Below are 22,767 nucleotides of genomic sequence, written 5' to 3' on the forward strand. Positions count from 1 at the left end.
CGCGCTCGTGCGTCCTGAGTAGCCATCGGCGTGGGCGAATTGTGCGGATGGGGGACTTGCCCCCGGACGACTTCGCGATACAGCTATGCCGTGATCGGGTAATACCGATACAATACCACTCAATGGTCAGGATGTGAACATGAGCGACTGGTCCGCGATCGACGCGCTTCCCTCCCCCAAGCTAACCGAGCTGTTCGATGCCGATCCGGATCGGTTGGCGACGTTCAGCCTGGATGTGGCGGGCATCCATTTCGACTGGTCGAAGACGCATCTGACCAAGGAAGCGACCGAGGCGTTCGCGGCGCTGGCGAAGGCAAAGGATCTGGCCGGGAAGCGCGAGGAGATGTTCGGCGGCGAGCATGTGAACGTGACCGAGGACCGCCCGGTCGAACACACCGCCGAACGTGGCGAGGGCAATCCGGAAAGCGTCGCGCGGGCGCGGCAATATCGCGCCCGGATGCGGGCGTTGATCGACGCGATCGAGGCGGATGCGCTGGGGCCGATCCGCTCAATCCTGCATATCGGTATCGGTGGCTCTGCGCTCGGCCCGAACCTGATCGTCGATGCGCTGCACCGTGAAGACGCGCGGTACGAGGTCGAGATCGTGTCGAACGTCGATGGCGTCGCGCTGGAAGATGCGTTCGCGCGCTTCGATCCCGCGACGACGTTGCTGGTGATCGCGTCCAAGACGTTCACCACGACCGAGACGATGCTGAACGCCAATTCCGCGATCGGCTGGATGACCGAAAACGGCGTCGAGGACCCATATGGCCGGGTCATCGCGCTGACCGCGTCGCCGGAGAAGGCGATCGAATGGGGCGTGGACGAGACGCGCATCCTGCCATTTTCCGAAGGGGTCGGCGGGCGGTATTCGTTGTGGTCGTCGATCGGCTTCCCGGCTGCGCTCGCGCTGGGCTGGGACCAGTTCGAGGAGCTGCTGGAAGGTGCAGCCGAAATGGACCGGCATTTCCGGCTGGCCGCGCTGCACGAGAATGCACCGGCGATCGCTGCGTTCGCCGACCTGTACTACACGCAGGTACGCCATGCCGAGACGCGGGCGCCGTTTGCCTATGACCAGCGGCTGCGGTTGTTGCCGTCATATCTCCAGCAGCTGGAGATGGAGTCGAACGGCAAGTCGGTGACGATCGACGGCCAGCCGCTGGGCCGGCCGAGCGCGGCGATCACTTGGGGCGGGGTCGGCACCGATGCGCAGCACGCGGTGTTTCAGCTGCTGCACCAGGGCACGCATCTGGTGCCGGTCGAGTTCATCGCAGTGATCGAGGGGGGCGATACGCTGGCCGAGGATCATCACCGCCAGCTGCTGCTGAACGCCTTTGCGCAGGGCGCGGCACTGATGAAGGGCAAGCAGGTCGAGGACCCGGCGCGCAGCTATTCGGGCGATCGGCCGTCGTCGACGCTGTTGCTGGACGTGCTGGATGCGCGGACGCTGGGGGCGCTGATCGCGTTCTACGAGCACCGTGTGTTCGTGAACGGCGTGCTGCTGGGCATCAACAGCTTCGACCAGTTCGGGGTCGAGCTGGGCAAGGAGATGGCGAAGGCGGCGGATCAGGGCGGGCAGACGTTCGACCCCTCGACCACGGACCTGATCGCGCGGGCCGGGCTGGATTGATGCTGCCGGTGGCAGGTCTCGTGGCGCTGGCGATCGCGGCTCAAAGTGCGGGGATGGGCGTGGGCGACATGCGTGGCCAGCGTCGCGTCCTGATCATGAACGCCGCGACCGCCACCGACCCGCTGCTGATCGCGCAACGCCGGGCGCTGGCTGGTTGGCGAAAGGGCGCCGAGGACCGCGACGTCACCGTCGTCGAGGCGATCGGCGACCGTGTCACCGGCACGCGCGATGCCGCCACCGCGTTGCGCCGGACGTACCGCCTGCCAGCGGATCGTTTCGCCGTGGTGCTGATCGGCAAGGACGGTACCGTTGCGTTCCGCGCGACCGATCCGGTTCTGCCCGAGCAATTGCAAGGAACGATAGACGCGATGCCGATGCGCCGTGCTGGTGGTCGATGATCACCGACAGATCGTGTCACGCGCCGCACGGAGCAAGTTGATCCAGTCTGAAGATAAACCGCGATCGATCGAGTAATTGACGCGGTCGAATCCCGGTCCGGGGCAATAGTGCCGTCAGCCAAATCATTGCTAGCCCTAGCGTATTAATGATAGTGCGCGCTACCCTTTACGGAAAATGCTGAATGACGGACGAGCAAAGCAAATTTGAGATCGAGCGTGCCAGGACATTGCTTGCCGAAGCCCTGGAACTGCTTGATACCGCACAGTTAAGCGCGGCCGCCGCCTATGTCGCTCACGCCATCGGGATGATCGAGGATGGGGACGCCAGCTCCTAAGCGACGATCTGCGATCCCAGCAGCCGTTCGATTCTGGTCAGGCCGTCAGCCGTCAATTGAACAGCGCCGCGATCCCAGCTTGGCCGATCGATCCATCCGCGCGATTCAAGCGCCTTGATCCAGCGTTGGGTCAATGGCGTCGGTGACTCCAGACTATGGCCGATCGCGGCGATGCTGACGAGACGCCCCTCCGCCTCCGCCAGATAGGCGTCGAGCAGGATCGACCAGGCGTGATCGGCGAACAGGTCGTTGCCGAATTCGATCCGCCGCTGGACCATCAGATCGCTGACCCGCCGGGCCACGCGCCACAGACTTTCAGGACCCCGATCGACCGCACCCGGATTGACGAGGTGGATGGTCCCGATCAGCCGCCCGCCATCGCCACTGGCGAAACGCGAGACATGGACATCGCACCACACGGTTGATGCGTCGGCCCGGAGATATCGTTTGCGGACCAGCACCGGCCCACCACATACCCCGAGCGATTTTACATCGGCGACATTGCGGACGACATCGTCGGGATGGGTGAGATCGACATAGTTCATCCCCACCACCTCGGCGGAGGAACGTTGAAACAGATCGCACAGCGACCTGTCCATCGTCAGAATCCTGCCATCGGCATCCGAGACCGAATGGCCAACCAGTACTGACATCTCATTTCCCTGTTGCCCCACCGGAATAGGGCCGATCGGTGCGCGATGGCAAGTACGGCATGATCGATGCCCATTTTTTGGACATTTGGGCTGCCCGAGAGATGGCGGCAAGCCGGTAGCGAGCTGTCGGGGCGTCAAGCCTTGCCGATGCGGCGCCACCGCGCCACATGCCGGGGAACGGAAGGACCTTCATGCCCCAATATGATTACGACCTATTCGTCCTCGGCGCCGGTTCCGGTGGCACCCGCGCCAGCCGCGTCGCGGCAGCCCACGGTGCGCGCGTGGCGGTGGCGGAAGAATACCGGGTCGGCGGCACCTGTGTGATCCGCGGCTGCGTGCCCAAGAAGCTGCTGGTGTACGGCGCGCATTTCGCGGAGGATCTGCGCGATGCGAAGCATTTCGGCTGGGACGTCCCGTCGCCGTGCAGCTTTTCATGGAGCACGCTCCGCGACAACGTGATGGCGGAAGTCGATCGGATCAACGGCGCGTATATGCAGACGCTGAACAACAACCATGTCGAGATCATTCCACAGCGCGCGGTGGTGACGGGGCCGAACACCGTGCGCCTTGCCGACGGGACCGAGAAGACCGCCGAGCGCATCCTGGTCGCGGTCGGCGCGCATCCGGCGATCCCGGAATGCCCCGGCCACGAACATGGCATCACCTCCAACGAGGTGTTCGACCTGCCCGAACTGCCCCGGCGCATCCTAATCGCGGGTGGAGGGTATATCGCCAACGAGTTCGCCGGCATCTTCCACCAGTTCGGCAGCCATGTGATCCTCGCCAACCGCAGCCAGGAACTGCTGCGGGGGTATGACACGCAGATCCGCGACCGGCTGCTCCAGATCTCCACGATGAAGGGTATCGAGTTTCGCTTCGACGCCGCGTTCCGGGGGATCGACAAGAACGAGGATGGTTGCCTGACCGTCCATCTCGCTAATCACGAGCCCGTCGTGGTCGATTGCGTGCTGTTCGCGACCGGCCGCCGCCCCAATACCGAGGGGCTGGGATTGGCGGAGGCGGGCGTCGAGCTGGACGAACTGGGCGCAGTGAAGGTGGATGGCGAGAACCGGTCGACCTGCCCGTCGATCTACGCGATCGGCGACGTGACGAACCGTATCCAGCTAACCCCGGTGGCAATCCGCGAGGGGCAGGCCTTCGCCGACACCGTGTATGGCAACAATCCGACGACGGTGGATTATGGTTGCGTGCCCGCCGCCGTGTTCAGCCATCCACCGCTGGCGGGCGTGGGGATGACAGAGGCGGAGGCGAAGCAGAAGCTGGGATCGGTGAAGGTCTATTCGTCGGACTTCCGCCCGATGAAGAACGTGCTGGCGGGCCGCAACGAGCGGGCGTTGTACAAGATGGTGTGCGACGGCATCACTGGCCGGGTGGTCGGCATTCACATGATCGGGCCGGACGTGCCGGAGATCATCCAGGCGTGCGCGGTGGCGGTGAAGGCGGGGCTGACCAAGGCCGATTTCGATGCGACGGTGGCGCTGCATCCGTCGATGGCGGAAGAACTGGTGCTGATGCGGTAGGGCTAAGGCGCGGCCACGCCCGCGCCGGTCGTGCGACAGCACGAGCGCCCGACCCGGCCGGCGGATGGCCAAAGGCCAATCCGTCCGACGACGCGGCTTTGCCGCGGCGGGTTGCGGCGGTTAATCGTTGCGCGTGCAACAACACAGCGTGGCGCGCGTGGTTCTGGGTTGCCTCGCGGCGCTCGCAATGACGGATGGAGCTATGCCGCCCGCGCCCCCCGCCACGAATCCCACGCATATAGCGCGCACCCTGTCCAGATCGCGACGAACGTCACGATATGGATCGCGCGCAACGGCTCGCCGAACAACAGCACGGCCTCGGCAAATTGCAGCGTCGGCGCGATATACTGGAGCAGCCCCAGCGTCGCATAGCGTAGCCGCCGGGCCGCCGCAGCGAACAACAACAGCGGTGCAGCGGTGGCGGGGCCGGCGAGGATCAGCAGCCAGTCGAGCGAGCGCGTCTCGCCGAACGCCCCCTGCCCGGTCGCGCTGGCGTAAAGGATGACGGCAAGCGAAGCGGGGGCGAGCAGCATCGTCTCGACCGTCAGGCCACCGAGCGCGTCGATCTTCGCGACCTTGCGGATCAGACCGTACAGGCCGAAACTGGCCGCCAGTGCCAGCGATATCCCGATCGCGCCACCACCGACCACCGCCAGTGCGAGCACGCCGGCCGCGGCGATGCCGACCGCGATCTTCTGTACACGCGACACCCGCTCGCCCAGCACCGCGACGCCCAGCGCGACGTTGACCAGCGGATTGATGAAATAGCCGAGGCTCGCCTCCAGCACATGCGCGTGCTGGACGGACCAGATATAGACCAGCCAGTTGATCGCGATCAGCATGGCGCTGGCCATCAGCAAGAGGAGCGTGCGCCCGCGCACCGCCGCGCGGATTGCCGGCACCTTGCGCAGGACGATCACGGCGATGGCGAGCAACAACAGCGACCAGACGACGCGGTGGCTCAACACCTGCAACGCCGGCACGCCACCCAGCAGTTTCAGGTATAGCGGCAGCAGCCCCCACAAGACATAGGCGCCGACGCCCAGCCATAATCCCTTGCGCTCGATCATGCGCGCGCCATCGCCGGGCGGGCGCGGCGGTGCAACAAAGGATCGCTTTAGCGGCGGTTCGTCAGCCGACCATGCCCGACACGGTGATTTCAGCGCCGCGATCCACGATCTCGCCATTCACCATGCCGGTGATGTGGACGCGTGATCCCGGCTCGGCGATCAGCGTGCCATTTATCATGCCGGCGATTTCGGCGTCGGCTCCCGCGGGGACGATGGCGGTGCCGTTCACCATGCCGCGGAACCGGCCCTCGATCGTCACTGTGCCCTTATGCATGCCACGCATCGCTCGATCTCCTCAGTCCGCGAACAGCAGAACCGGCGTTTCGAGAAATCGTTTGACCGCCTGCACGTAACTGGCCGCGTCCCAACCATCGACGACGCGGTGATCGCAGCTGATCGACAGGTTCATCAACTTGGCGCGGACCACTTCGTCGCCCCCCATGCCGTTTGACCGGAAGACGGGGCGTTCGACGATGCGGTTGGGGCCGATGATCGCGACTTCGGGCCGGTTGATGACGGGCGTCGTCGCGATGCCGCCGAGCGGCCCGAGCGACGTGATCGTGATCGTGCCGCCGCCCATCTCGTCGGGCTTTAGCCGGTTGGCGCGGGCGGCCTCGGCCAGGCGGGTGATCTCGGTCGCCAGTTGCCAGACGTTGCGGTCCTGCGCATCGCGGATGACGGGGACGGTGAGGCCGGCATCGGTCTGCGTCGCCATGCCGAGATGGACGCGGCCGGCGCGCGTGACCACCCCCGCCTCGTCGTCGTAACGCGCGTTGAGCATCGGGAAATCGGGCAGCGTGCGGCAGATCGCGACGATCATCAGCGGCAGCATGGTCAGCTTGGGCCGCTGGCCACGGTTTGCATTCAAGTCGGCGCGCATCGCCTCCAGCGCGGTGACGTCGATCTCGTCGACATAGGTGAAGTGCGGGATTGCGCGCTTCGAGGCGGCCATGTTCTCGGCGATACGGCGACGCATGCCGATGACGCGGATTGCTTCGTCGGGGCGGGCACGGCTGGCACCGGGGGCGGTATAGCCCTGCCCGGCGCCGTAGCGGAGATACGCGTCGAGATCAGCGTGGCGGACACGATCGCCATCGGTCTTGACGGTGGCGAGGTCGATGCCGAGGCCGGCGGCGCGGGCGCGGACGGCGGGGGAGGCCAGGGCCTTCGGGTCGTCCGCGTGATGTCGCTGCGGTGTATCTGTGGGCGTGCCTTTTTGAGGTGCGACCGCACCATCGGGTTCGCCGGTCGCCTTTACCGTGGCAGGAAGGATTTCCTCCACGCCGGGGTTTTCGGCTTCGTATTGTTGCGCGACCTCTTCCTGATCGGCCGACAGGGGGGCAGCGTGCAGCTCTTCGGTCACTGGGCCAAGCGCGGGTGCCTCTTCGGCCGCGACATCGACGTCGGTCTCGATCACGACCAGCGCGGCGCCGATCGCGACCTGGTCGCCGACCTCACCGGCCAGTTCGACCACCGTGCCGGACACCGGCGATTCCATTTCGACCGTGGCTTTGTCGGTCATCATGTCGGCGATGTTCTGGTCTTCCTCGACCCGGTCACCGACGGCGACGTGCCAGGCGACGATCTCGGCCTCGGCGATGCCTTCGCCGATATCGGGGAGTTTGAAGGTGAAACGGGCCATCTCTCAACCGTCCTTCATGATCTTCTTGAGCGCCTCGCCGATGCGGACGGGGCCGGGGAAATAGGCCCATTCCAGGCTGTGCGGATACGGCGTGTCGAAGCCGGTTACGCGCTCGATCGGGGCTTCGAGGTGATAGAAGCAGCGTTCCTGCACCAGGGCCGACAGTTCGGCGCCGAAGCCGGACGTCCGCGTCGCCTCGTGCACGATCATGCAGCGGCCGGTCTTCTTCACCGATGCCTCGATCGTCTGAATATCGAGGGGCACCAGCGTGCGCAGGTCGATGATCTCGGCATCGACGCCAGCCTCGGCGACCACCGCCGTGCAGACATGAACCATGGTGCCATAAGCGAGGATCGTCAGCGCTTCGCCCGCGCGCACGACCTTCGCCTTGCCGAGTTCGATCTTGTAGTAACCGGTCGGCACCTCGCCGGCGGGATGTTTCGACCAGTTTTCGGCGGGGCGATCCCAGTAGCCATTGAAGGGGCCGTTATAGATGCGCTTCGGTTCGAAGAAGATCGTCGGGTCGTTGTCCTCGATCGCGGCGATCAGCAGGCCCTTGGCGTCATAGGGGGTCGACGGGATCACCGTCTTCACACCCGAGACATGGGTGAAGATGCCCTCTGGCGACTGGCTGTGCGTCTGGCCACCGAAGATACCGCCCCCGAACGGCGAGCGAACCGTCATCGGCGAGATGAATTCGCCGGCGGAGCGATAGCGCAGTCGTGCGGCCTCCGACACCAGCTGGTCCAGCGCGGGATAAATATAATCGGCGAACTGGATTTCGGGGACGGGGCGCAGGCCATAGGCGCCCATGCCGACCGCGACGCCGATGATGCCGCATTCGGTGATCGGCGTGTCGAACACGCGGGTCTTGCCGTATTTCGCCTGCAGGCCGGCGGTGGCGCGGAACACGCCGCCGAAATAGCCGACATCCTCACCCATCACGACCACGTCCGGGTCGCGCGCCATGACGACGTCGAGTGCGGAATTGATCGCCTGGATCATGTTCATGCGGGTGGTTTCGCCACCATCCGTCGCCGTGTCCGGCAGCGTTGCGATATCGCGCGTATCGGTCATCACTTGCGATCCCATGGTCGGCCGCTGGCGGTTTCCTCGGCGATCATCTGCGCCTGTTGCTCGCGCAAGTGCCAGGGCATCTCCTCGAACACGCCGTCAAACAGCGTGTCGAGCGGCTGGTGCAGGCCGTGGCCGAGAATGCCGTTCTTCTCGGCTTCCTTCTGTGCGGCCTTTACCTGCTCAGCGAGTTCGCGGTCCTGCGCGACGTGGCGGTCCTCGTCCCATTCGCCGATCGCAATCAGATGATCCTTCAGCCGCTTGACCGGGTCGCCCAGTGGCCATGCCGTCGGCTCACCGGCAGAGCGATACTGGCCGGGATCGTCGGAGGTCGAATGCCCCTCGGCGCGGTACGTGAAATGTTCGATCAGCGTCGGTCCCTGATTGGTTCGCGCCCGCTCTGCGGCCCATTGGGTGGCCGCATAGACCGCCAGCGCGTCATTGCCGTCCACGCGCAGGCCGGCGATGCCATAGCCAACCGCACGCGCCGCGAAGGTGGTCGATTCGGCGCCGGCGAACCCGGAGAAGCTGCTGATCGCCCACTGGTTGTTGACGACGTTCATGATGACCGGCGCACGGTACACGGCGGCGAAGGTACAGGCGGAATGGAAGTCGCCCTCCGCCGTCGAGCCTTCACCGCACCACACCGCGGCGATGCGCGTATCGCCCTTCGCGGCAGACGCCATCGCCCAGCCCACAGCCTGCGGATATTGCGTCGTGAGGTTGCCGGAGATCGAGAAGAACCCGGCTTCGCGCGCCGAATACATGATCGGCAGCTGCTTGCCCTGCAACCGGTCGGCACTATTGGAATAGATCTGGTTCATCATGTCGACGAGGCTCCAGCCCCGCGCGATCAACAGCCCCTGCTGCCGATAGGAGGGGAAGCACATGTCCTCATAATCCAGCGCATGCGCGGCGGCGACCGAAACCGCCTCCTCGCCCGTCGCCTTCATGTAGAAGCTGGTCTTGCCCTGTCGCTGCGCTCGGAACATGCGTTCGTCAAACGCCCGGAGCAGCGCCATGCTGCGCAGCATCCGCCGCAGCATATCCGGTGACAGGCGGGGGTCCCAGGGGCCGACCGCATGGTTGTTCTCGTCGAGAACGCGGACCAGCCCATAAGCCAGATCGGTGAAGGAGCGCGCGTCATCCGCCGTATCGGGCCGGCGGGTAGCACCGGCCGGCGGCACGTCGACCGCGGCGAAATCCACAGCGTCGCCGGGCCGGAACTTGGGTTCCGGAACATGCAGTGCCAGTGGCGGCAAATTGGCGCGAGTATGCTCGGCCATCCTTCTCTCCAGATCATCATTGGCACGGGCGATACCGCACGGAATTTCTTTCGCGCGCTTGTTATAAAATTTCAAGCGCTGTTTTGGTCGTCGTCTCTCGGTCGTAACCTCGCGTTAACCGCCTTCTGCGAAAAACCTGTGACCGAAACAGGGAAACGCCTTGCCATGTACATGGGTCCGATCGTTGCCGCGAAACCATCTTCCTCACCGCTGGCGCGGGTGCTGGTCGGTATCCCGACGCTGATGCTGGCGGCAGTGCTGATGCTGCCGTGGCTGGCCGCCAATGCGATGGCCGCGGGCCTTATGCTTGGCCTGCGGGCCCTGCCCGGTGCGCCGCGCGCGCTGATGGCGGCGATCGATTATGCCGGCACCATCGCCCTTGGTCGCTGACCGCGTGCGATCGTTGGCCGGCGATGGCTTGGGACAATTGCTGCGGTTCGCGATTGCCGGGTTCGCCGTCACGCTGTTTTCCGCGACGATCTATCTGTGGTTGGCCGGGACGGTCCATGTGCCGCCCCTGGCCGCGACCGCGATCAGCCATGCCTGCGGCATCGGCGCGGGGTATCTGGTGCATAGCCGCTGGAGTTTCCGCGCCACGCCGACGCGCGAAAGTGCGACGGCGCTGCGCTTTGCGATCGTGTCGGGCCTGGGCTTCGTCTTGAACGCCAGCTGGGTATGGATCTTCGTCCATGCCTTACGGGCGCCGGTGTGGGCGCCCGTGCCGGCGATGATGGTCCTGACTCCGCTCGCCAGCTTTGCGCTCAACCGGCAATGGGTGTTCGCAAAGGCGTAACGCCCTTATCCGCCCACCACCTGTTCGATGACACCGAAGATCGGGTGGTGGCGATCGTCCTCCGCCCAGATGCGGACGGTATCGCCCTGCTTCAGGAACGGCGTGGTCGCGGTGCCGCCGGTGATCGTCTCAACGGTTCTCACCTCGGCCAGGCAGGAATAGCCGACGCCGCCCGCCGCGATCGGTTTGCCGGGGCCACCATCGGCATCGCGATTCGATACGGTGCCCGAGCCGATGATCGTCCCCGCGCCGAGCGCGCGCGTTTTCGCGGCATGGGCGACGAGCGTGCCGAAATCGAAGGTCATGTCCTCACCCGCTTGGGCACGGCCGAAGGGCTGCCCGTTCAGGTCGACCATCAGCACCCGGTGCAGCTTGCCGTCCTGCCACCAGTCGCCGAGCGCATCGGGGGTGACGAACACGGGCGAAAAGGCGCTGGCCGGTTTCGACTGGAAGAAGCCGAAGCCCTTGGCGAGTTCACCGGGGATCAGGTTGCGCAACGACACGTCATTGGTCAGACCGACCAGCCGGATCGCCGCCAATGCCTCGTCCCGGCTTGCGCCCAGCGGCACGTCGCCGGTGACGACAACGATCTCCGCCTCCAGATCGCACCCCCATGCCTCGTCGGCGAGGGAAATCGGGTCGCGGGGGCCGAGAAAGCCGTCGGACCCGCCCTGATACATCAACGGATCGTGCCAGAAGGTGTCGGGCATCTCCGCCCCGCGCGCCTGACGCACCAGCGCGACATGGTTCACATAGGCCGAGCCGTCCGCCCATTGATACGCGCGCGGCAACGGCGCGGCCGCGTCATGCTCGTGGAAACGTTCGCGCGGGATCACGCCGTGATCGAGGTCGGTCGACAGGTTTTCAAGGAGCGGCGCCAGCCGATCCCAGTCGTCGAGCGCGGCCTGCAGCGTCGGTGCGATATGCGCCGCATCGGCGCACCATGCGAGATCGGACGACACGACGACCAGCCGGCCATCACGCCCCTGCTTCATGCTTGCCAGTTTCATCGCCATCCTCTCGATATTGTTATGGGTACAGGCGTAGAGCGATCACCCCGGTGCCGACAAGCCCGCAGACGCCGCAATCGGTTTGGTCATAGGGTGGTATGATACCGTCCATCTTGACTTATGGGCGGATCGGCGTATCTGGCACCGCATCGAGGCGTAATGCAGCGTGAGCGGACTTCATCCGGAAAACCGGATTGTTCGTGCTCCGCCTCGGTCGAGCTAAGGCTTCCCTAATCACGCGGGGCGTCATTCTCCCCCCGCCACCCCCGTGCGCCTTTTCGCGTCACGGTGCATGGCACCGTAATACAAGGTTTCTCCATGTCTTTTTCCGATCTCGGCCTCGCCGAGCCCCTGGTCCGTGCGCTTGAAGCGAAGGGCTATACCACCCCCACCCCAATCCAGGCGCAGGCCATTCCGCAGTTGTTGGAAGGCGGCGATCTGCTCGGCATCGCGCAGACCGGCACCGGCAAGACCGCCGCGTTCGTCCTGCCCTCGATCCAGCGCATGGTCGCCGTGCAGAAGCGCGTGCTGCCGACGCATTGCCGCATGCTCGTGCTCGCCCCGACCCGCGAGCTGGCTAGCCAGATCGCCGATTCGGCGCGTGAATACGGCAAGTTTTCCAAGATGTCGGTGACGACGGTCTTCGGCGGCACCAGCATCAACAAGAATCGTCAGGACATGAGCCGCGGCGTCGACATCCTGGTCGCCACGCCGGGCCGCCTGATCGATCTGGTCGAGCAGGGCTTCGTGAACCTGTCGATGATCGAGATTCTCGTCCTCGACGAAGCCGATCAGATGCTTGATCTGGGCTTCATCCATGCGCTGAAGAAGATCGTGCGGATGGTCCCGAAGAAGCGCCAGACGCTGTTCTTCTCGGCCACCATGCCGGTGTCGATCCGCGAGCTGGCCAGCCAGTTCCTGCATGAGCCGGCCACCGTGTCGGTCAAGCCGGCCGCCACCACCGCCGAGCGTGTCGATCAGTTCGTGACGTTCGTGAACCAGTCTGAAAAGCAGGCGCTGCTGACGATCACGCTGAACGATCCGTCGATCGACCGCGCGCTGGTGTTCACCCGCACCAAGCACGGCGCCGACCGCGTCGTGAAGCTGCTGGCCGGCAACGGCATCGCGTCGAACGCGATCCACGGCAACAAGAGCCAGGGCCAGCGCGAGCGCGCGCTGGGTGAGTTCAAGGACGGCAAGACCAAGATCCTGGTCGCCACCGACATCGCCGCGCGCGGCATCGATGTGTCGGGTGTCAGCCACGTCATCAACTTCGAACTGCCGAACGTGCCCGAGCAGTACGTCCACCGCATCGGCCGCACCGCGCGCGCCGGCGCATCGGGCGTCGCGATCTCGTTCTGCGCCGATGACGAGAAGGCATACATGCGCGACATCGAGAAGACGACGCGCCAGAAGGTGCCGGTGCAGGCACTGCCCGACGACTTCATGAACCAGGCGAACAAGATCAAGTCGCAGCGCGTGAACGCGATCGGCGCCGATCCCTCGCCGCGTGAGGATCGCCCGCGTCAGCAGCGTGACCCCGCCCGCCCCCGCGCGACGCATGCCGCGTCGCCTACGGGTAATGGCCGCAGCTATGCCAATGCCAGCCGGGGCGGTGGTCGCCCCGCGGGCGGCGGCGGCGGTCGTCCCGCCGGTGGTGGCGGTCGCCCGGCCGGCGGTGGCGGCGGCGGTGGCCGTGGTCGCAGCGGTGGCGGTGGTGCACGCAGCGGCCCGTCCGCCTCGCGCTGATCGCATCCGCATAGACGGATACTGAATACGCCTCGCGGGTTTGCTATGGTGAACCCGCGAGGAGAGATACCATGGACGTGTCCACCACCCCGATCACCGAGCGCATCGCGCGGGTGATCGCCGCCGAGCGGATCAGCGCCAACGCCGAGGGTTCTCACACCTCGGCCAGCGCGCAGGTGGACGCGGCATGGCGCGACTACCTTCCCGATGCGATCGCCGTCCTGAAGACGCTGCGCGAACCCGACCAGGCGATGGCCGCGGTTGGCGATGTCGCGGTGTGGGAACGCATGGTGTTGGCGGGGATCAAGGCCGGGCAACCGGCGACGGTGTTGCTTTGATGGCAGTAGATGCCGTCCCGCTGGCCGCTCCGAGCATGGCGGGAATGCTTCAATAGGCTAGTGCGGCACTTCGCGGCCGACCGGATAGAGAAGATACCGGTCGTCGCGATAGGGCGAGCGATCAACGAACCAGGCGAGCCGCGCCTCGCCATCGGCGGCGAAGGCGGGATCGGCCGCCAGCTTTGCCTCAAACGCCGCGCGCAAGGCCGGGTCGCGGGCCAGCATTGCATCCGCCATCGGCGCGCTTGCAAACCCCTCGATACCGCCGTTTTTCTGCAGCATCGCCGGGAAGAACCCCCAGGCCAGCAACGAATCGACCGATTCCGGTTCGAGCAGGGCGGCGGCCAGCAAGCCGCGGTCCTGATCGTACGGCACGCGGACCGATCCGGCGGGCATGGTTTCCCGGCGGCGTTCGTGATGAAACTGGCCGGACAGCATGATCCGTCCCTCGCTGGCTGGTCCCAACACCGGATCGACGATCCGCGCCATGTCGAGGTCCAGCGTCTGCGCCGCGTCGATCGGCGTATAGGCGATGCCGTGCAGGTCGAGCCGAGCGATGACGTCGGTGGCACTGACCGGCACCCACCATGCGCGTGGCGGGCGGACGGTGGCGACCGGCGTCTGTCCGATCAGCGGCAGGCGCAATGCCTGTGGACGGGCTAGATACCGTACTTCTTGCTCACCGGACGCCGGCGAACGGTAGCGTTCCAGCGCCATGCCGACGAACGGCACCGTCTCGAGTGGCGTGTCGCGCCGCTGCCAGCGTACCGGCAATTCGGTGGGCCGATCGGCGCGGTCGGCGGCGATCGAGGTGCGGAGGGCCGGCGCGTCAAGACCGACCTGACGCAACGCCGCCTCCATCATCGCATAGGCGCCCAGCACGCGCTGGCGATAGGGTTTGAGCGAATGCATCTCGACCAGCACTGTAGGGATGCGGGTGTAATCGCCGTACCCTGTCGAATAGCGCGGCCCCTCCGCCGCGAAGCGCAGGCCGCGCGACAGATCGCGCTCGTCGATCGCGCTGGGATAGAAATACGGGTGGTGGCCCATGCGGCGGATCGATGGATCGATGCCGGCGCGGAACGGCCCGTTCAGCCAGTCGGTGATGTGCCGCGACCGGGTGTACACCCCCCATCCGGCAAAGGTGTAGGTCACGTCATAGCCGTGATCGAACCCGTCCGACACGTGCATATCGATGTAGAGGACGGGATCGAGCCGGCGCAGCAGGCGGATCATCGCCTGCGTTTCCGGCGCGTCCGCCTTGGCATAGTCACGGTTCAGGTTGATGTTCTGCGCGGTCGATCGCTGGCCGGGGTTCTCCGGTCCGCGCTGGTTGGGGCGGTTGAACGGGCTGGTTCGTTCGTGGCCGTCGGCGTTCAGGATTGGCACGAAGACGAGATCGACGCGGTCGAGCATGTCGTCCTTGCCGTGCAGCGCGATGTCGCGGAGCAGCATCAGCCCGGCATCCTTGCCGTCGATCTCGCCCGAATGGATGCCGGCCTGGATCAGGACGATGGGCTTGTCGCCGCCCTTGCTGGCCCGGATCAGATAGAGCGCCCTGCCCTCTGCGGTGGTGCCGAACGTCTCGCGCGTCAGCAATGACGAGGCTGCGACCAGCCGGTCGAGCCACGCACTGGTTTCCGCATAGCTGGGCGTAGTGCGGAAACCGCTGCGCTCCGCCGGCGTGATCCACGGGTCGTCCGCGCGGGCGATCAGACCCTCGCTGGCGCCCGACCATGGCAGCGTCGGCGGCAACGGTGCGCGTTCCTGCGCCGTGGTGGCGCCGGGCAGCGCGCAGACCATCGCGAACGCGGCCATCATCCGTGATCGACGCGCCATCACCACGTCATCCGCGCCGATACGCGCACCGTGCGCGGGGCGCCGGGAAATACCCAGACGGGGCTGTACGAACTCATCGCGTAATGCGTGTCGAACAGATTGTCGGCCTCGGCGCGCAATGTCAGCGCGGATGTGACGCCGATCTCGCCGGACAGCTTCACCTTGGTATAGGCCGGCAGGCGCAGGCCGCTGGTGTCGATCGCGCCGGCGCGGTCGCCGACATGCGCGACGCCGCCCGTCACCGACCATTCCGTGCCCCGGCCGGTCGGATAGCGGCCAACGAGGAACAGCGTACCCGAATGCTTGGCCACGTTCAGCACCGCCGGGGTCGCGAAGGTCGCATCGTCGGCGCGCGCATCGATATAGGCGTAGTTGGCGACGAGCTGCCACCGGCGCAGCAGCTTCATCGACGCATCCAGCTCGACGCCGCGACTGGTGAGCGAACCGACCGGCGCGAGGAAGCCCGCATCGACGGGATCGTTGGTCAGGATGCCACGCTTCTCGATATCGAAAAAGGTCGCGGCGACGTCGATCCCTGGCCAGCGGCCGGCGATGCCCAGTTCATACCCCTTGGCCTGCTCCGGCCCGAATGGCTGACCCGGCTGGTCGGCGGCGGGCGGACGGCCGGTGCCGGAATTCAGCAGGAAGGATTCGCCCCAGTTCGCATGGACCGCCACCGTATCGGTCACGCGATAGCGTGCGCCGGCCCGGAAACGCACGGGCTGGTCGCTGGTCTGGCTGACGATACCGGTCAGGTTGCGGCGCAGGCGCTGGCGATAGGCGTCGTACCGGATACCGCCGGTCAGAGTCAGTCGATCGGTCACGTCCCACATATCCTGTAGATAGACCGTGGCGGAGCGCCGCGTCTCGCGCTGATCGATCGACGGCAGCAGCGGCTGGGCGACGCCGCCATAGACCGCATCGAACACGTCGATCGCATAGGGGAAGGCCGCATTGGGATTACGCCGGCGCAGCAGCTCCAGATAATCGAGCGTATAGCCCTTCACGCCCAGGCTGGGGTGATGGACACCGAGCGCGTCGAAGCGGCCGGCGAGTTCAAGCCGCGCCGACAGATCCTCCGATTCATATCCTCGCTCGCGACGTTGCCGCCACAGCGTGCGCGTGCCCACCAGCCGGGATTGATCGCTGGAGAAGCCGCGCAGGGTGCTGCGCCGCCAGACGATGCCGCCGTTCAGCGACCACTCGCCACCCAGCGCCTGTTCGCCGGTCAGTTGCAGCCGGGTGTTGCGGGCGCGATGATCGCCGTCTGACGGCTCGCCGTAGAAACGGGTGCGCGGCAGGGCGAGCGCATCGTTGTTCAACGCGGGCACGCCGCGATCGAAGGCGGCGTCGAAACGGGTGTATTCCGCCAGCGCGGTCAGCCGGGTGCCCTTTTGCGGCTCCCAGGTCAGCGACGGCGATACGACGCGGCGCGACAGGCCGACGAAGTCGCGATAGCCGTCGCTATCCTCCGCCGCGACGACGATGCGCGCCGCCAGCGTCGCCGACAGCGGCCCGGTGACGTCGACCTCCGCCCGGCGATTGTCGAATGACCCATAGAGCAGCGTCACCTCGGCATGCGGGGTGAAGCGCGGCGTCTTCGACACGATGTTGACGCGACCGGCCGGATCGATGTCGCCGAAGATGGCGCCGGCCGGCCCTTTAAGCACCTCGATCCGCTCGGTCGTCGCGGGGTCGCGAGGTGGCGCGAGCCCGCGATTGGCGAGGAAGCCATCGACATAATATTCCGCGCCGCCATCGGGCGTGCCGAGGAAACCCCGGATCGCGAAATTGTCGAGGAAGCCGCCGCGATTATTCTGCTGGCTGATCCCGCTGAACAGTTCGAGCGCATCGGACAGGCGATAGGTGCCGGCCGCGACCAGCAGGTCGCGTTCCAGCGAGCGGCTGGATTGCGACATGCGCCGGGTGATGAGGTCCGACCCCAGCGTGTCGTTACGTGACGACTTCGTGCCGAGCACCACGATATCGCCGTGATCGTCAGCCGATCCCTCGGTTTCTGCCTCCGTCACGGTCTGGGCGGCGGTTTGAGCAGTGATCTGGGTGGGCCACCCCATCGCGATCAGCGGCAGGCAGGCGGCAGCGCGGCGTGCGAGCGCCCGGTTTGCATAGGTCATTGGTCGATCGTTTCCCGGCTTTGGGGGGCTCCATAGTCAGAACCAATATAATGTTACAACATTTCATTTTGCACGCCGCGCAGTTGACCTATCGGTGAATCGCCGCCGCTCACGCAAAAAAAAGGGCTGCCAGCTTGATGCTGGCAGCCCGTCGGTCGTGTTGAACACGGAGGTTCGGTCGTTGTTATTTGCTCTTTGCGTAGGCCAGCACGCCACGCAGCTTCGGCGTCTCGCTTAGCGGCTGACCAGCATATTCGCGCAGACCCCAGGCGCCATAGCGGCTGATTGGCCCAGTCGCCGAGTACAGCGTGAAGACGTCGCCGGTCAGCGCATTCCAGTCGGTCAGATACTGCTTGTAGATCGCCTCCATCCGGGGATCGCGGTTCATCGTCTCCAAGCGTGCCTGGTTGTTGACATCGAGCTGATGCTGGCCGCCCTCATAAGCCAGCAGACGCTTGCCCCATCTGTCGGCCAGCGCCTTGTAGGCCGCGGACTGGAAAGCCACCTGCCGCTTCGCCTCGGCCGCCAGTGCGATCATGTTGACGTTGTTGTCGTTCGTCAGCTGTTCGGTATCGATCTTGAAATACGGCGCGATGGCGATAGCGTCGATCTGGGCAGCGGCGGCGCCATTGTTCCATTCGAAGATATTGCCACCTACCCACGCATTATCCGCCTGCGTTGCCGCGACGCGGACCAGATCCTTGGGGCGATCCTTGAATACGTCCGCCCAGATCGGCATCGTTTCAGTGATCTTCTGCGCATAGCGATAGATATTCGCCTGGAAGCGATTGTCGGACAGCTTGCGCTCCGTTCCTTCGCGTTCAGCCTGACCCGCCTGGCCGAACGAGTAGTTCCAGACCTCGTTCGAGATCTCGACATAGACCGGCTTGCCAGCGGGAACGGTGTCGTGAACCAGTTGCGCCATACGACGGTGATAATCGGCGTCCGCATTCCACGGNCTCGTTCGAGATCTCGACATAGACCGGCTTGCCAGCGGGAACGGTGTCGTGAACCAGTTGCGCCATACGACGGTGATAATCGGCGTCCGCATTCCACGGCACGGTGAACCACGGGCTGGAGCCGTTGGCGTTGGCCAGCTTCACCATCGTTTCGATCGCCGTGCCATCGCTGCCGCGCTGGACCAGATCGCTGGGCAGGCTGCGGGTCGACCACGTCACCGAACCGGGGTTGCTGTTGGCCGCCGACATGTCGAGGAAGCGCAGCACGCCGAAGGGCTGGAGATGCGACATCAGCGACGGGGCGAAATAGGCGTCGGACGCCTCGGTGGTCAGGCGGCAATCGACGGCGCGGATCGGGTCCGACGCATCCGACTTGCTGATCTCGAACCAGACGCGGTTGTCGTCATTGGTTGCCTGCACCCAGCGGAATTCGAGGTAATGATCGCCCGAACGCTGATCCTTGGGATAGCCGCCGACGCTGACACTGCCTGTTCCCTGCCAGGTGCAGCGCGTGACGGCCGTCGCGGTCGTCTTGGCTTCGGCCGGGGGATTGAGGATCGAGACAACACCGGGCGCGGCAGCCGAGCCGTCGACCACCTTTGGCGAACCGTCGGCGCGCAACCGATCGTTGCTGATGCCGCCCCAACTAGCGGACGGCACTAGCCAGCGAAGGCCGAACAACTGGTTGGCGAAGGTCGGCTCTCCGCCATAATAGGTGACGCCGACGACATTGATGCCGAGCTTGTCACGCGCCGACGGTGCACCGACCGGCTGGGTAGCGACGGTCGTGGGGGTCGCGGTCGGCGTTGCCGAAGGTGTCGGCGTCGCAACGGGTACGGGCGCCGATGTGCCAGCCGGCACGACCGTAACCGGTGCAGATTCAACCGGGCCGCCGCTGGCTCCGCCGCAAGCACTGAGCAGCAGCAAGCCCGAAAGCGCACTGGCCAAAAACACGGGCCGCCGACGCTTGCGGACAGGATGTGTGGTAAACACATCGTTGCGGGCGCGAACCATAGAAAACTCCAACCATCTGATAATTGGAGAATATCGCCGAGTCCTTGTCGGACGGTTAATTGGACCTGTTCTTTAATGGGCGGGTACTTGCATACTTGAAATCTATTCGGCAGCATCGGCACCAAACATGCCGATTATGTTCGAAATGGACATAACAAAAATCAATAGCCGCGACGGACGTGTCGATCGTAGTCGGTGATCAAGACTGCAATCGAACGATCACGCGAGGACGGATCGGCGGCGGTGTCGTCGATTGCATAATCCCGTATTCGTATGCATGATTGTAATCGATTGCCCGGTTTAATATGGCGAAGAAAGACAGAATGCACCGGCGGGATCAGGGCCTCCGGTAGACAATTCTGAGGAGGGGATTTTCATGAAGGTTACGATAAACAAACTCGCGTGCTCGACGGCGGTGCTGGCCCTGATGGCCGCGACGCCGGTATTCGCGCAGGAAGTCCAGACGGGGACGGTCGTACCGCCCGTGGACCCGACCGCCGAGCAGACGCAGGCGCCGGTAGGCGAACAAGAGCCAGGCGCCGACCAGGACATCGTCGTCACCGGCCTGCGCGCCAGTCTCGAACGCGCGCAATCGCTCAAGCGGAACAACAGCTCGGTCGTCGAGGCGATCTCGGCGGAAGACATCGGCAAATTGCCGCAATCGAGCGTTGCCGATTCGCTGGGTCGTCTGGCCGGTCTCGCCGGTGAGCGTCGTTCGGGCCGGATCAGCGGCATCTCGGTCCGCGGCTTTCGTGAGGACTTCGTCGGCACCACGCTGAACGGGCGCGAGTTGATCGGCATCGGTGACAACCGCGGTGTCGAATACGACCTGTATCCGGCCGAAATCGTCGGCGCCGCCGTCGTGTACAAGACGCCCGATGCCGGTCTGACCGCGATGGGTATCGGCGGTACCGTCGACATCCGCACGGTACGCCCGCTGGAGCGCAAACGGGCCCTGATCGGCAATGCCACGTTCGAGCAGAACGGGATGAAGTCGAAAAATCCCGACTTCAAGGACAATGGCTATCGCTTCGCGCTGTCGTACACCGACAAGTTCGCCAACGACACGATCGGCATCGCGCTGACCGCCGCGACGACATCGTCGCCGGTGCAGGACAATTATTTCAGCGTCTGGGGTTATGATCAGGCCGCGGTGACGTCGGGTCCCAATGCGGGCAAGTACGTGCCGCAGGGCATCGATATCTCGTCGCGATCGCGCGTGCTCAAGCGCGACACGCTGGCCGGTGTGATCCAGTATCAACCGACCGATCAGTTCACCGCGACGTTCGATGCGCTGTACATCAACTTCAAGGACCAAGGCGTCTCGCGCGGGTTCATCGAAGCCCTGCCGGTGGGGTCCAATGGCAGCACCGTCCTCAGCGCCAACGACACCACGGTTACCTCTGCCCGCACGACCGGCTTTAATTCGGTCATCCGCACCGATCCCCTCGACAAGAAGGGCGACCTGAAAGTCTTCGGCGGCAATATCGTGTACAAGGCGACGCCGAACCTCGACCTGACGCTCGACGTCTCGCGGTCGGAAAGCACCAAGCGCGACACCCGCGCCGAAAGCTATGCCGGTCTCGGCCGAGCCGGTCTCGCGACGCAGGGGCCGAACAACCTGCGCACCTGGACCTACACCGACAAGGGGCTGATGTTCTCGAACAACAGCCAGACGTTCGACGATTACGCGATCGTGAAGCTGGCCGGTCCGCAGTCGTGGGGCGGCAGTCTGGCGCCCATCACCGAACTGAATACGCCGGCCGCGCGGGCCGCGGGCATCGGCTTCGCACAGGCGCAGGACGGCTTCGTCAACACCGCCCGGTTCGACGAATATCTGAACTCGGCGCGGTTGGACGCCAATTATCGCTTCGAGGACAGTTTCCTGAAGTCAATCAGCGTGGCCGTCCGCTATTCCAACCACAAGAAGTCGAAGGTCAACCAGGGCTTCTTCCTGACCGCGCAGTCCTATCCGTCGGATGGCCCGGTGCCCGAGGATGCACGCCGCGGCGTCGCCGATCTGGGCTGGGTCGGCCTTGGCAATGTCGTCGCCTATGACGCACTCGGCCTGATCAACAGCGATTTCTATCGCCGTTGGGACGCCGGCTCGCTGGAGCCGGATCGTTTGGGCGATACCTATTCGATCCACGAAAAGGTGTGGCAGCCGTCGATCAAGGCGGACTTCGAATCGGAGCTGGGCAGCATCCGCATGTTCGGCAACATCGGCGTGCAGGGTCTGTTCACCGACCAGCAGGCGTCCGGCTTCAATGCACTGGTCGTCTCGAGCCTGCGAGTGCAGGCGACGCCGATCACCGATGGCGCCAAATACACGCGCGTCCTGCCGAGCATGAACCTGAACTTCGACATGGGCGGCGGCCACACGGTCCGCTTTGCCCTGGCGAAGGTGGTCAGCCGGCCGCGGATCGACTTCCTGAACCCGGGCTCGTCGGTGAAATTCTCCAACAACGTGGCGAACGTCACCAACACCAATCCTGCGCTGGGGCCATGGACGTCGCGGTCGGGTAATGCCGAGTTGCGTCCATACGAAGCGAACCAAGCCGATCTGTCTTACGAATATTACTTCGCCAGTGACGGCTTCATCTCGGCATCGGCCTTCTACAAGGACCTGCGGAACTGGAACGTGCAGACGACCACGGTTCGGGATTTCACCGAGTTCTACATTCCCGGTTATCATCAGGCGGTCAGCAGTGATGGTCTGACCGTGTACACCCCGGCGACGTTCCAGGGCATCAACACGACCTATGTCGGCGGGCTGAAAGGCAGCGTGAAGGGTATCGAACTGCAGGCGTCGTTGCCGTTCCGCCGCTTCATCAGCGCGCTCGACGGCTTCGGCGTGACCGGTGGCGCCGCCTTCACCAAGGGTAAGTTGGACGATGGATCGCGCATCCCCGGCCTGTCCGCCCGCGTGTTCCAGGGCACGGCGTATTTCGAGAAATACGGTTTCTCGGCACGCCTGTCGGCGAACAAGCGGTCCAAGTGGCAGTCCGAGGATCGGGGCGGCAGCAACAGCATCTCGGCGGTCAATCGCTCGGGCCAGACGCTGGTGGACGCCCAGATCGGTTATGACTTCGCCGGGGTCGGCGTGAACTATCTCGATCGTCTCCGCGTCTCGATCCAGGCGCAGAACATCACCAACGAAAAGGATACCTATACCGACACGGCCAGCGGCCTGACGACCCGCAACGAGACGTTCGGCCGGAACTTCCTGCTCAACCTGACCTACGCCCTCTTCTGAGGATACCGGAAAACCCTCGCCGGCCATCGTCGGCGGGGGTATTCG

Annotated in this window: 18 protein-coding genes and 1 pseudogene; 9 read left to right on the forward strand and 10 right to left on the reverse strand. The window is 64.9% G+C overall.

Annotated elements, in window-relative coordinates:
• Positions 1-139 precede the first annotated feature (139 nt).
• The 3 genes from pgi to ASG67_RS18750 all read left to right on the forward strand — a co-directional run bounded on the left by pgi (position 140) and on the right by ASG67_RS18750 (position 2,363).
• The gene (pgi, locus tag ASG67_RS05490; RefSeq protein WP_056526712.1) at positions 140-1,630 is read left to right on the forward strand and encodes a glucose-6-phosphate isomerase; all 1,491 of its coding nucleotides are present in this window, start codon (positions 140-142) and stop codon (positions 1,628-1,630) included.
• Positions 1,630-2,028, forward strand: coding sequence for a DUF4174 domain-containing protein (locus tag ASG67_RS05495; RefSeq protein WP_056526715.1), 399 nt, complete (start codon positions 1,630-1,632; stop codon positions 2,026-2,028). Before pgi ends, ASG67_RS05495 begins: the two co-directional genes overlap by 1 nt.
• A 182-nt stretch (positions 2,029-2,210) precedes the next feature.
• On the forward strand, positions 2,211-2,363 hold the full coding sequence (locus tag ASG67_RS18750; protein WP_156460667.1) for a hypothetical protein: 153 nt from the start codon (positions 2,211-2,213) through the stop codon (positions 2,361-2,363).
• On the opposite strand, the gene ASG67_RS05500 is transcribed toward ASG67_RS18750, so the two are convergent.
• Positions 2,360-3,016, reverse strand: coding sequence for a PAS domain-containing protein (locus tag ASG67_RS05500; protein ID WP_056526718.1), 657 nt, complete (start codon positions 3,014-3,016; stop codon positions 2,360-2,362). The two genes, ASG67_RS18750 and ASG67_RS05500, sit on opposite strands and share 4 nt — an antisense overlap.
• Before the next feature lie 191 nt (positions 3,017-3,207).
• Between ASG67_RS05500 and gorA the strand changes: the two genes are divergently transcribed.
• Positions 3,208-4,557, forward strand: coding sequence for a glutathione-disulfide reductase (gene gorA / locus ASG67_RS05505; protein WP_056526722.1), 1,350 nt, complete (start codon positions 3,208-3,210; stop codon positions 4,555-4,557).
• 200 nt (positions 4,558-4,757) lie between these two features.
• On the opposite strand, the gene rarD is transcribed toward gorA, so the two are convergent.
• The 5 genes from rarD to ASG67_RS05530 form a co-directional block, all read right to left on the reverse strand.
• Positions 4,758-5,627, reverse strand: a complete 870-nt coding sequence (gene rarD, locus ASG67_RS05510; protein ID WP_056526725.1) for an EamA family transporter RarD — start codon at positions 5,625-5,627, stop codon at positions 4,758-4,760.
• Positions 5,628-5,688: 61 nt separating this feature from the next.
• Complete coding sequence (locus ASG67_RS05515) at positions 5,689-5,901, reverse strand: hypothetical protein (RefSeq protein WP_056526727.1); 213 nt, start codon at positions 5,899-5,901, stop codon at positions 5,689-5,691.
• Positions 5,902-5,922: 21 nt separating this feature from the next.
• Positions 5,923-7,269, reverse strand: coding sequence for a dihydrolipoamide acetyltransferase family protein (locus ASG67_RS05520; RefSeq protein WP_056526730.1), 1,347 nt, complete (start codon positions 7,267-7,269; stop codon positions 5,923-5,925).
• Positions 7,270-7,272: 3 nt separating this feature from the next.
• The gene (locus ASG67_RS05525) at positions 7,273-8,280 is read right to left on the reverse strand and encodes an alpha-ketoacid dehydrogenase subunit beta (RefSeq protein ID WP_056526850.1); all 1,008 of its coding nucleotides are present in this window, start codon (positions 8,278-8,280) and stop codon (positions 7,273-7,275) included.
• A gap of 65 nt (positions 8,281-8,345) precedes the next feature.
• The gene (locus tag ASG67_RS05530) at positions 8,346-9,629 is read right to left on the reverse strand and encodes a 3-methyl-2-oxobutanoate dehydrogenase (2-methylpropanoyl-transferring) subunit alpha (RefSeq protein WP_056526733.1); all 1,284 of its coding nucleotides are present in this window, start codon (positions 9,627-9,629) and stop codon (positions 8,346-8,348) included.
• On the opposite strand from ASG67_RS05530, the gene ASG67_RS18755 reads away from it, so the two are divergent.
• Both ASG67_RS18755 and ASG67_RS05540 read left to right on the forward strand, forming a co-directional pair.
• Positions 9,618-10,019 (forward strand): hypothetical protein, encoded by a 402-nt coding sequence (locus ASG67_RS18755; RefSeq protein WP_156460668.1) that lies wholly within the window; start codon positions 9,618-9,620, stop codon positions 10,017-10,019. The genes ASG67_RS05530 and ASG67_RS18755 overlap by 12 nt on opposite strands.
• Complete coding sequence (locus ASG67_RS05540; protein WP_082543331.1) at positions 9,991-10,422, forward strand: GtrA family protein; 432 nt, start codon at positions 9,991-9,993, stop codon at positions 10,420-10,422. Before ASG67_RS18755 ends, ASG67_RS05540 begins: the two co-directional genes overlap by 29 nt.
• A 5-nt stretch (positions 10,423-10,427) precedes the next feature.
• Here the strand turns inward: ASG67_RS05540 and ASG67_RS05545 are convergent, their stop codons facing one another.
• Positions 10,428-11,432, reverse strand: a complete 1,005-nt coding sequence (locus tag ASG67_RS05545; RefSeq protein WP_056526853.1) for a fumarylacetoacetate hydrolase family protein — start codon at positions 11,430-11,432, stop codon at positions 10,428-10,430.
• A 318-nt stretch (positions 11,433-11,750) separates the two neighbouring features.
• Between ASG67_RS05545 and ASG67_RS05550 the strand changes: the two genes are divergently transcribed.
• Positions 11,751-13,181: a DEAD/DEAH box helicase gene (locus ASG67_RS05550; protein ID WP_056526741.1), complete on the forward strand. Its 1,431-nt coding sequence runs from the start codon at positions 11,751-11,753 to the stop codon at positions 13,179-13,181.
• Positions 13,182-13,252: 71 nt separating this feature from the next.
• Positions 13,253-13,519, forward strand: a complete 267-nt coding sequence (locus tag ASG67_RS05555; protein ID WP_056526743.1) for a hypothetical protein — start codon at positions 13,253-13,255, stop codon at positions 13,517-13,519.
• A gap of 57 nt (positions 13,520-13,576) precedes the next feature.
• Here the strand turns inward: ASG67_RS05555 and ASG67_RS05560 are convergent, their stop codons facing one another.
• The 3 genes and pseudogenes from ASG67_RS05560 to ASG67_RS05570 all read right to left on the reverse strand — a co-directional run.
• Complete coding sequence (locus ASG67_RS05560) at positions 13,577-15,358, reverse strand: M14 family metallopeptidase (protein ID WP_056526747.1); 1,782 nt, start codon at positions 15,356-15,358, stop codon at positions 13,577-13,579.
• The gene (locus ASG67_RS05565; protein WP_056526750.1) at positions 15,358-17,493 is read right to left on the reverse strand and encodes a TonB-dependent siderophore receptor; all 2,136 of its coding nucleotides are present in this window, start codon (positions 17,491-17,493) and stop codon (positions 15,358-15,360) included. Before ASG67_RS05565 ends, ASG67_RS05560 begins: the two co-directional genes overlap by 1 nt.
• Positions 17,494-17,677: 184 nt before the next feature.
• A pseudogene (locus ASG67_RS05570) lies at positions 17,678-18,451 on the reverse strand (hypothetical protein); the annotation flags it as partial.
• A 1,391-nt stretch (positions 18,452-19,842) separates the two neighbouring features.
• Here ASG67_RS05570 and ASG67_RS05580 point away from each other — a divergent pair.
• Positions 19,843-22,722, forward strand: coding sequence for a TonB-dependent receptor (locus tag ASG67_RS05580; RefSeq protein ID WP_056526758.1), 2,880 nt, complete (start codon positions 19,843-19,845; stop codon positions 22,720-22,722).
• Positions 22,723-22,767: the final 45 nt, after the last annotated feature.

The sequence above is a fragment of the Sphingomonas sp. Leaf339 genome, assembly GCF_001426195.1.
Taxonomy (GTDB): Bacteria; Pseudomonadota; Alphaproteobacteria; order Sphingomonadales; family Sphingomonadaceae; genus Sphingomonas.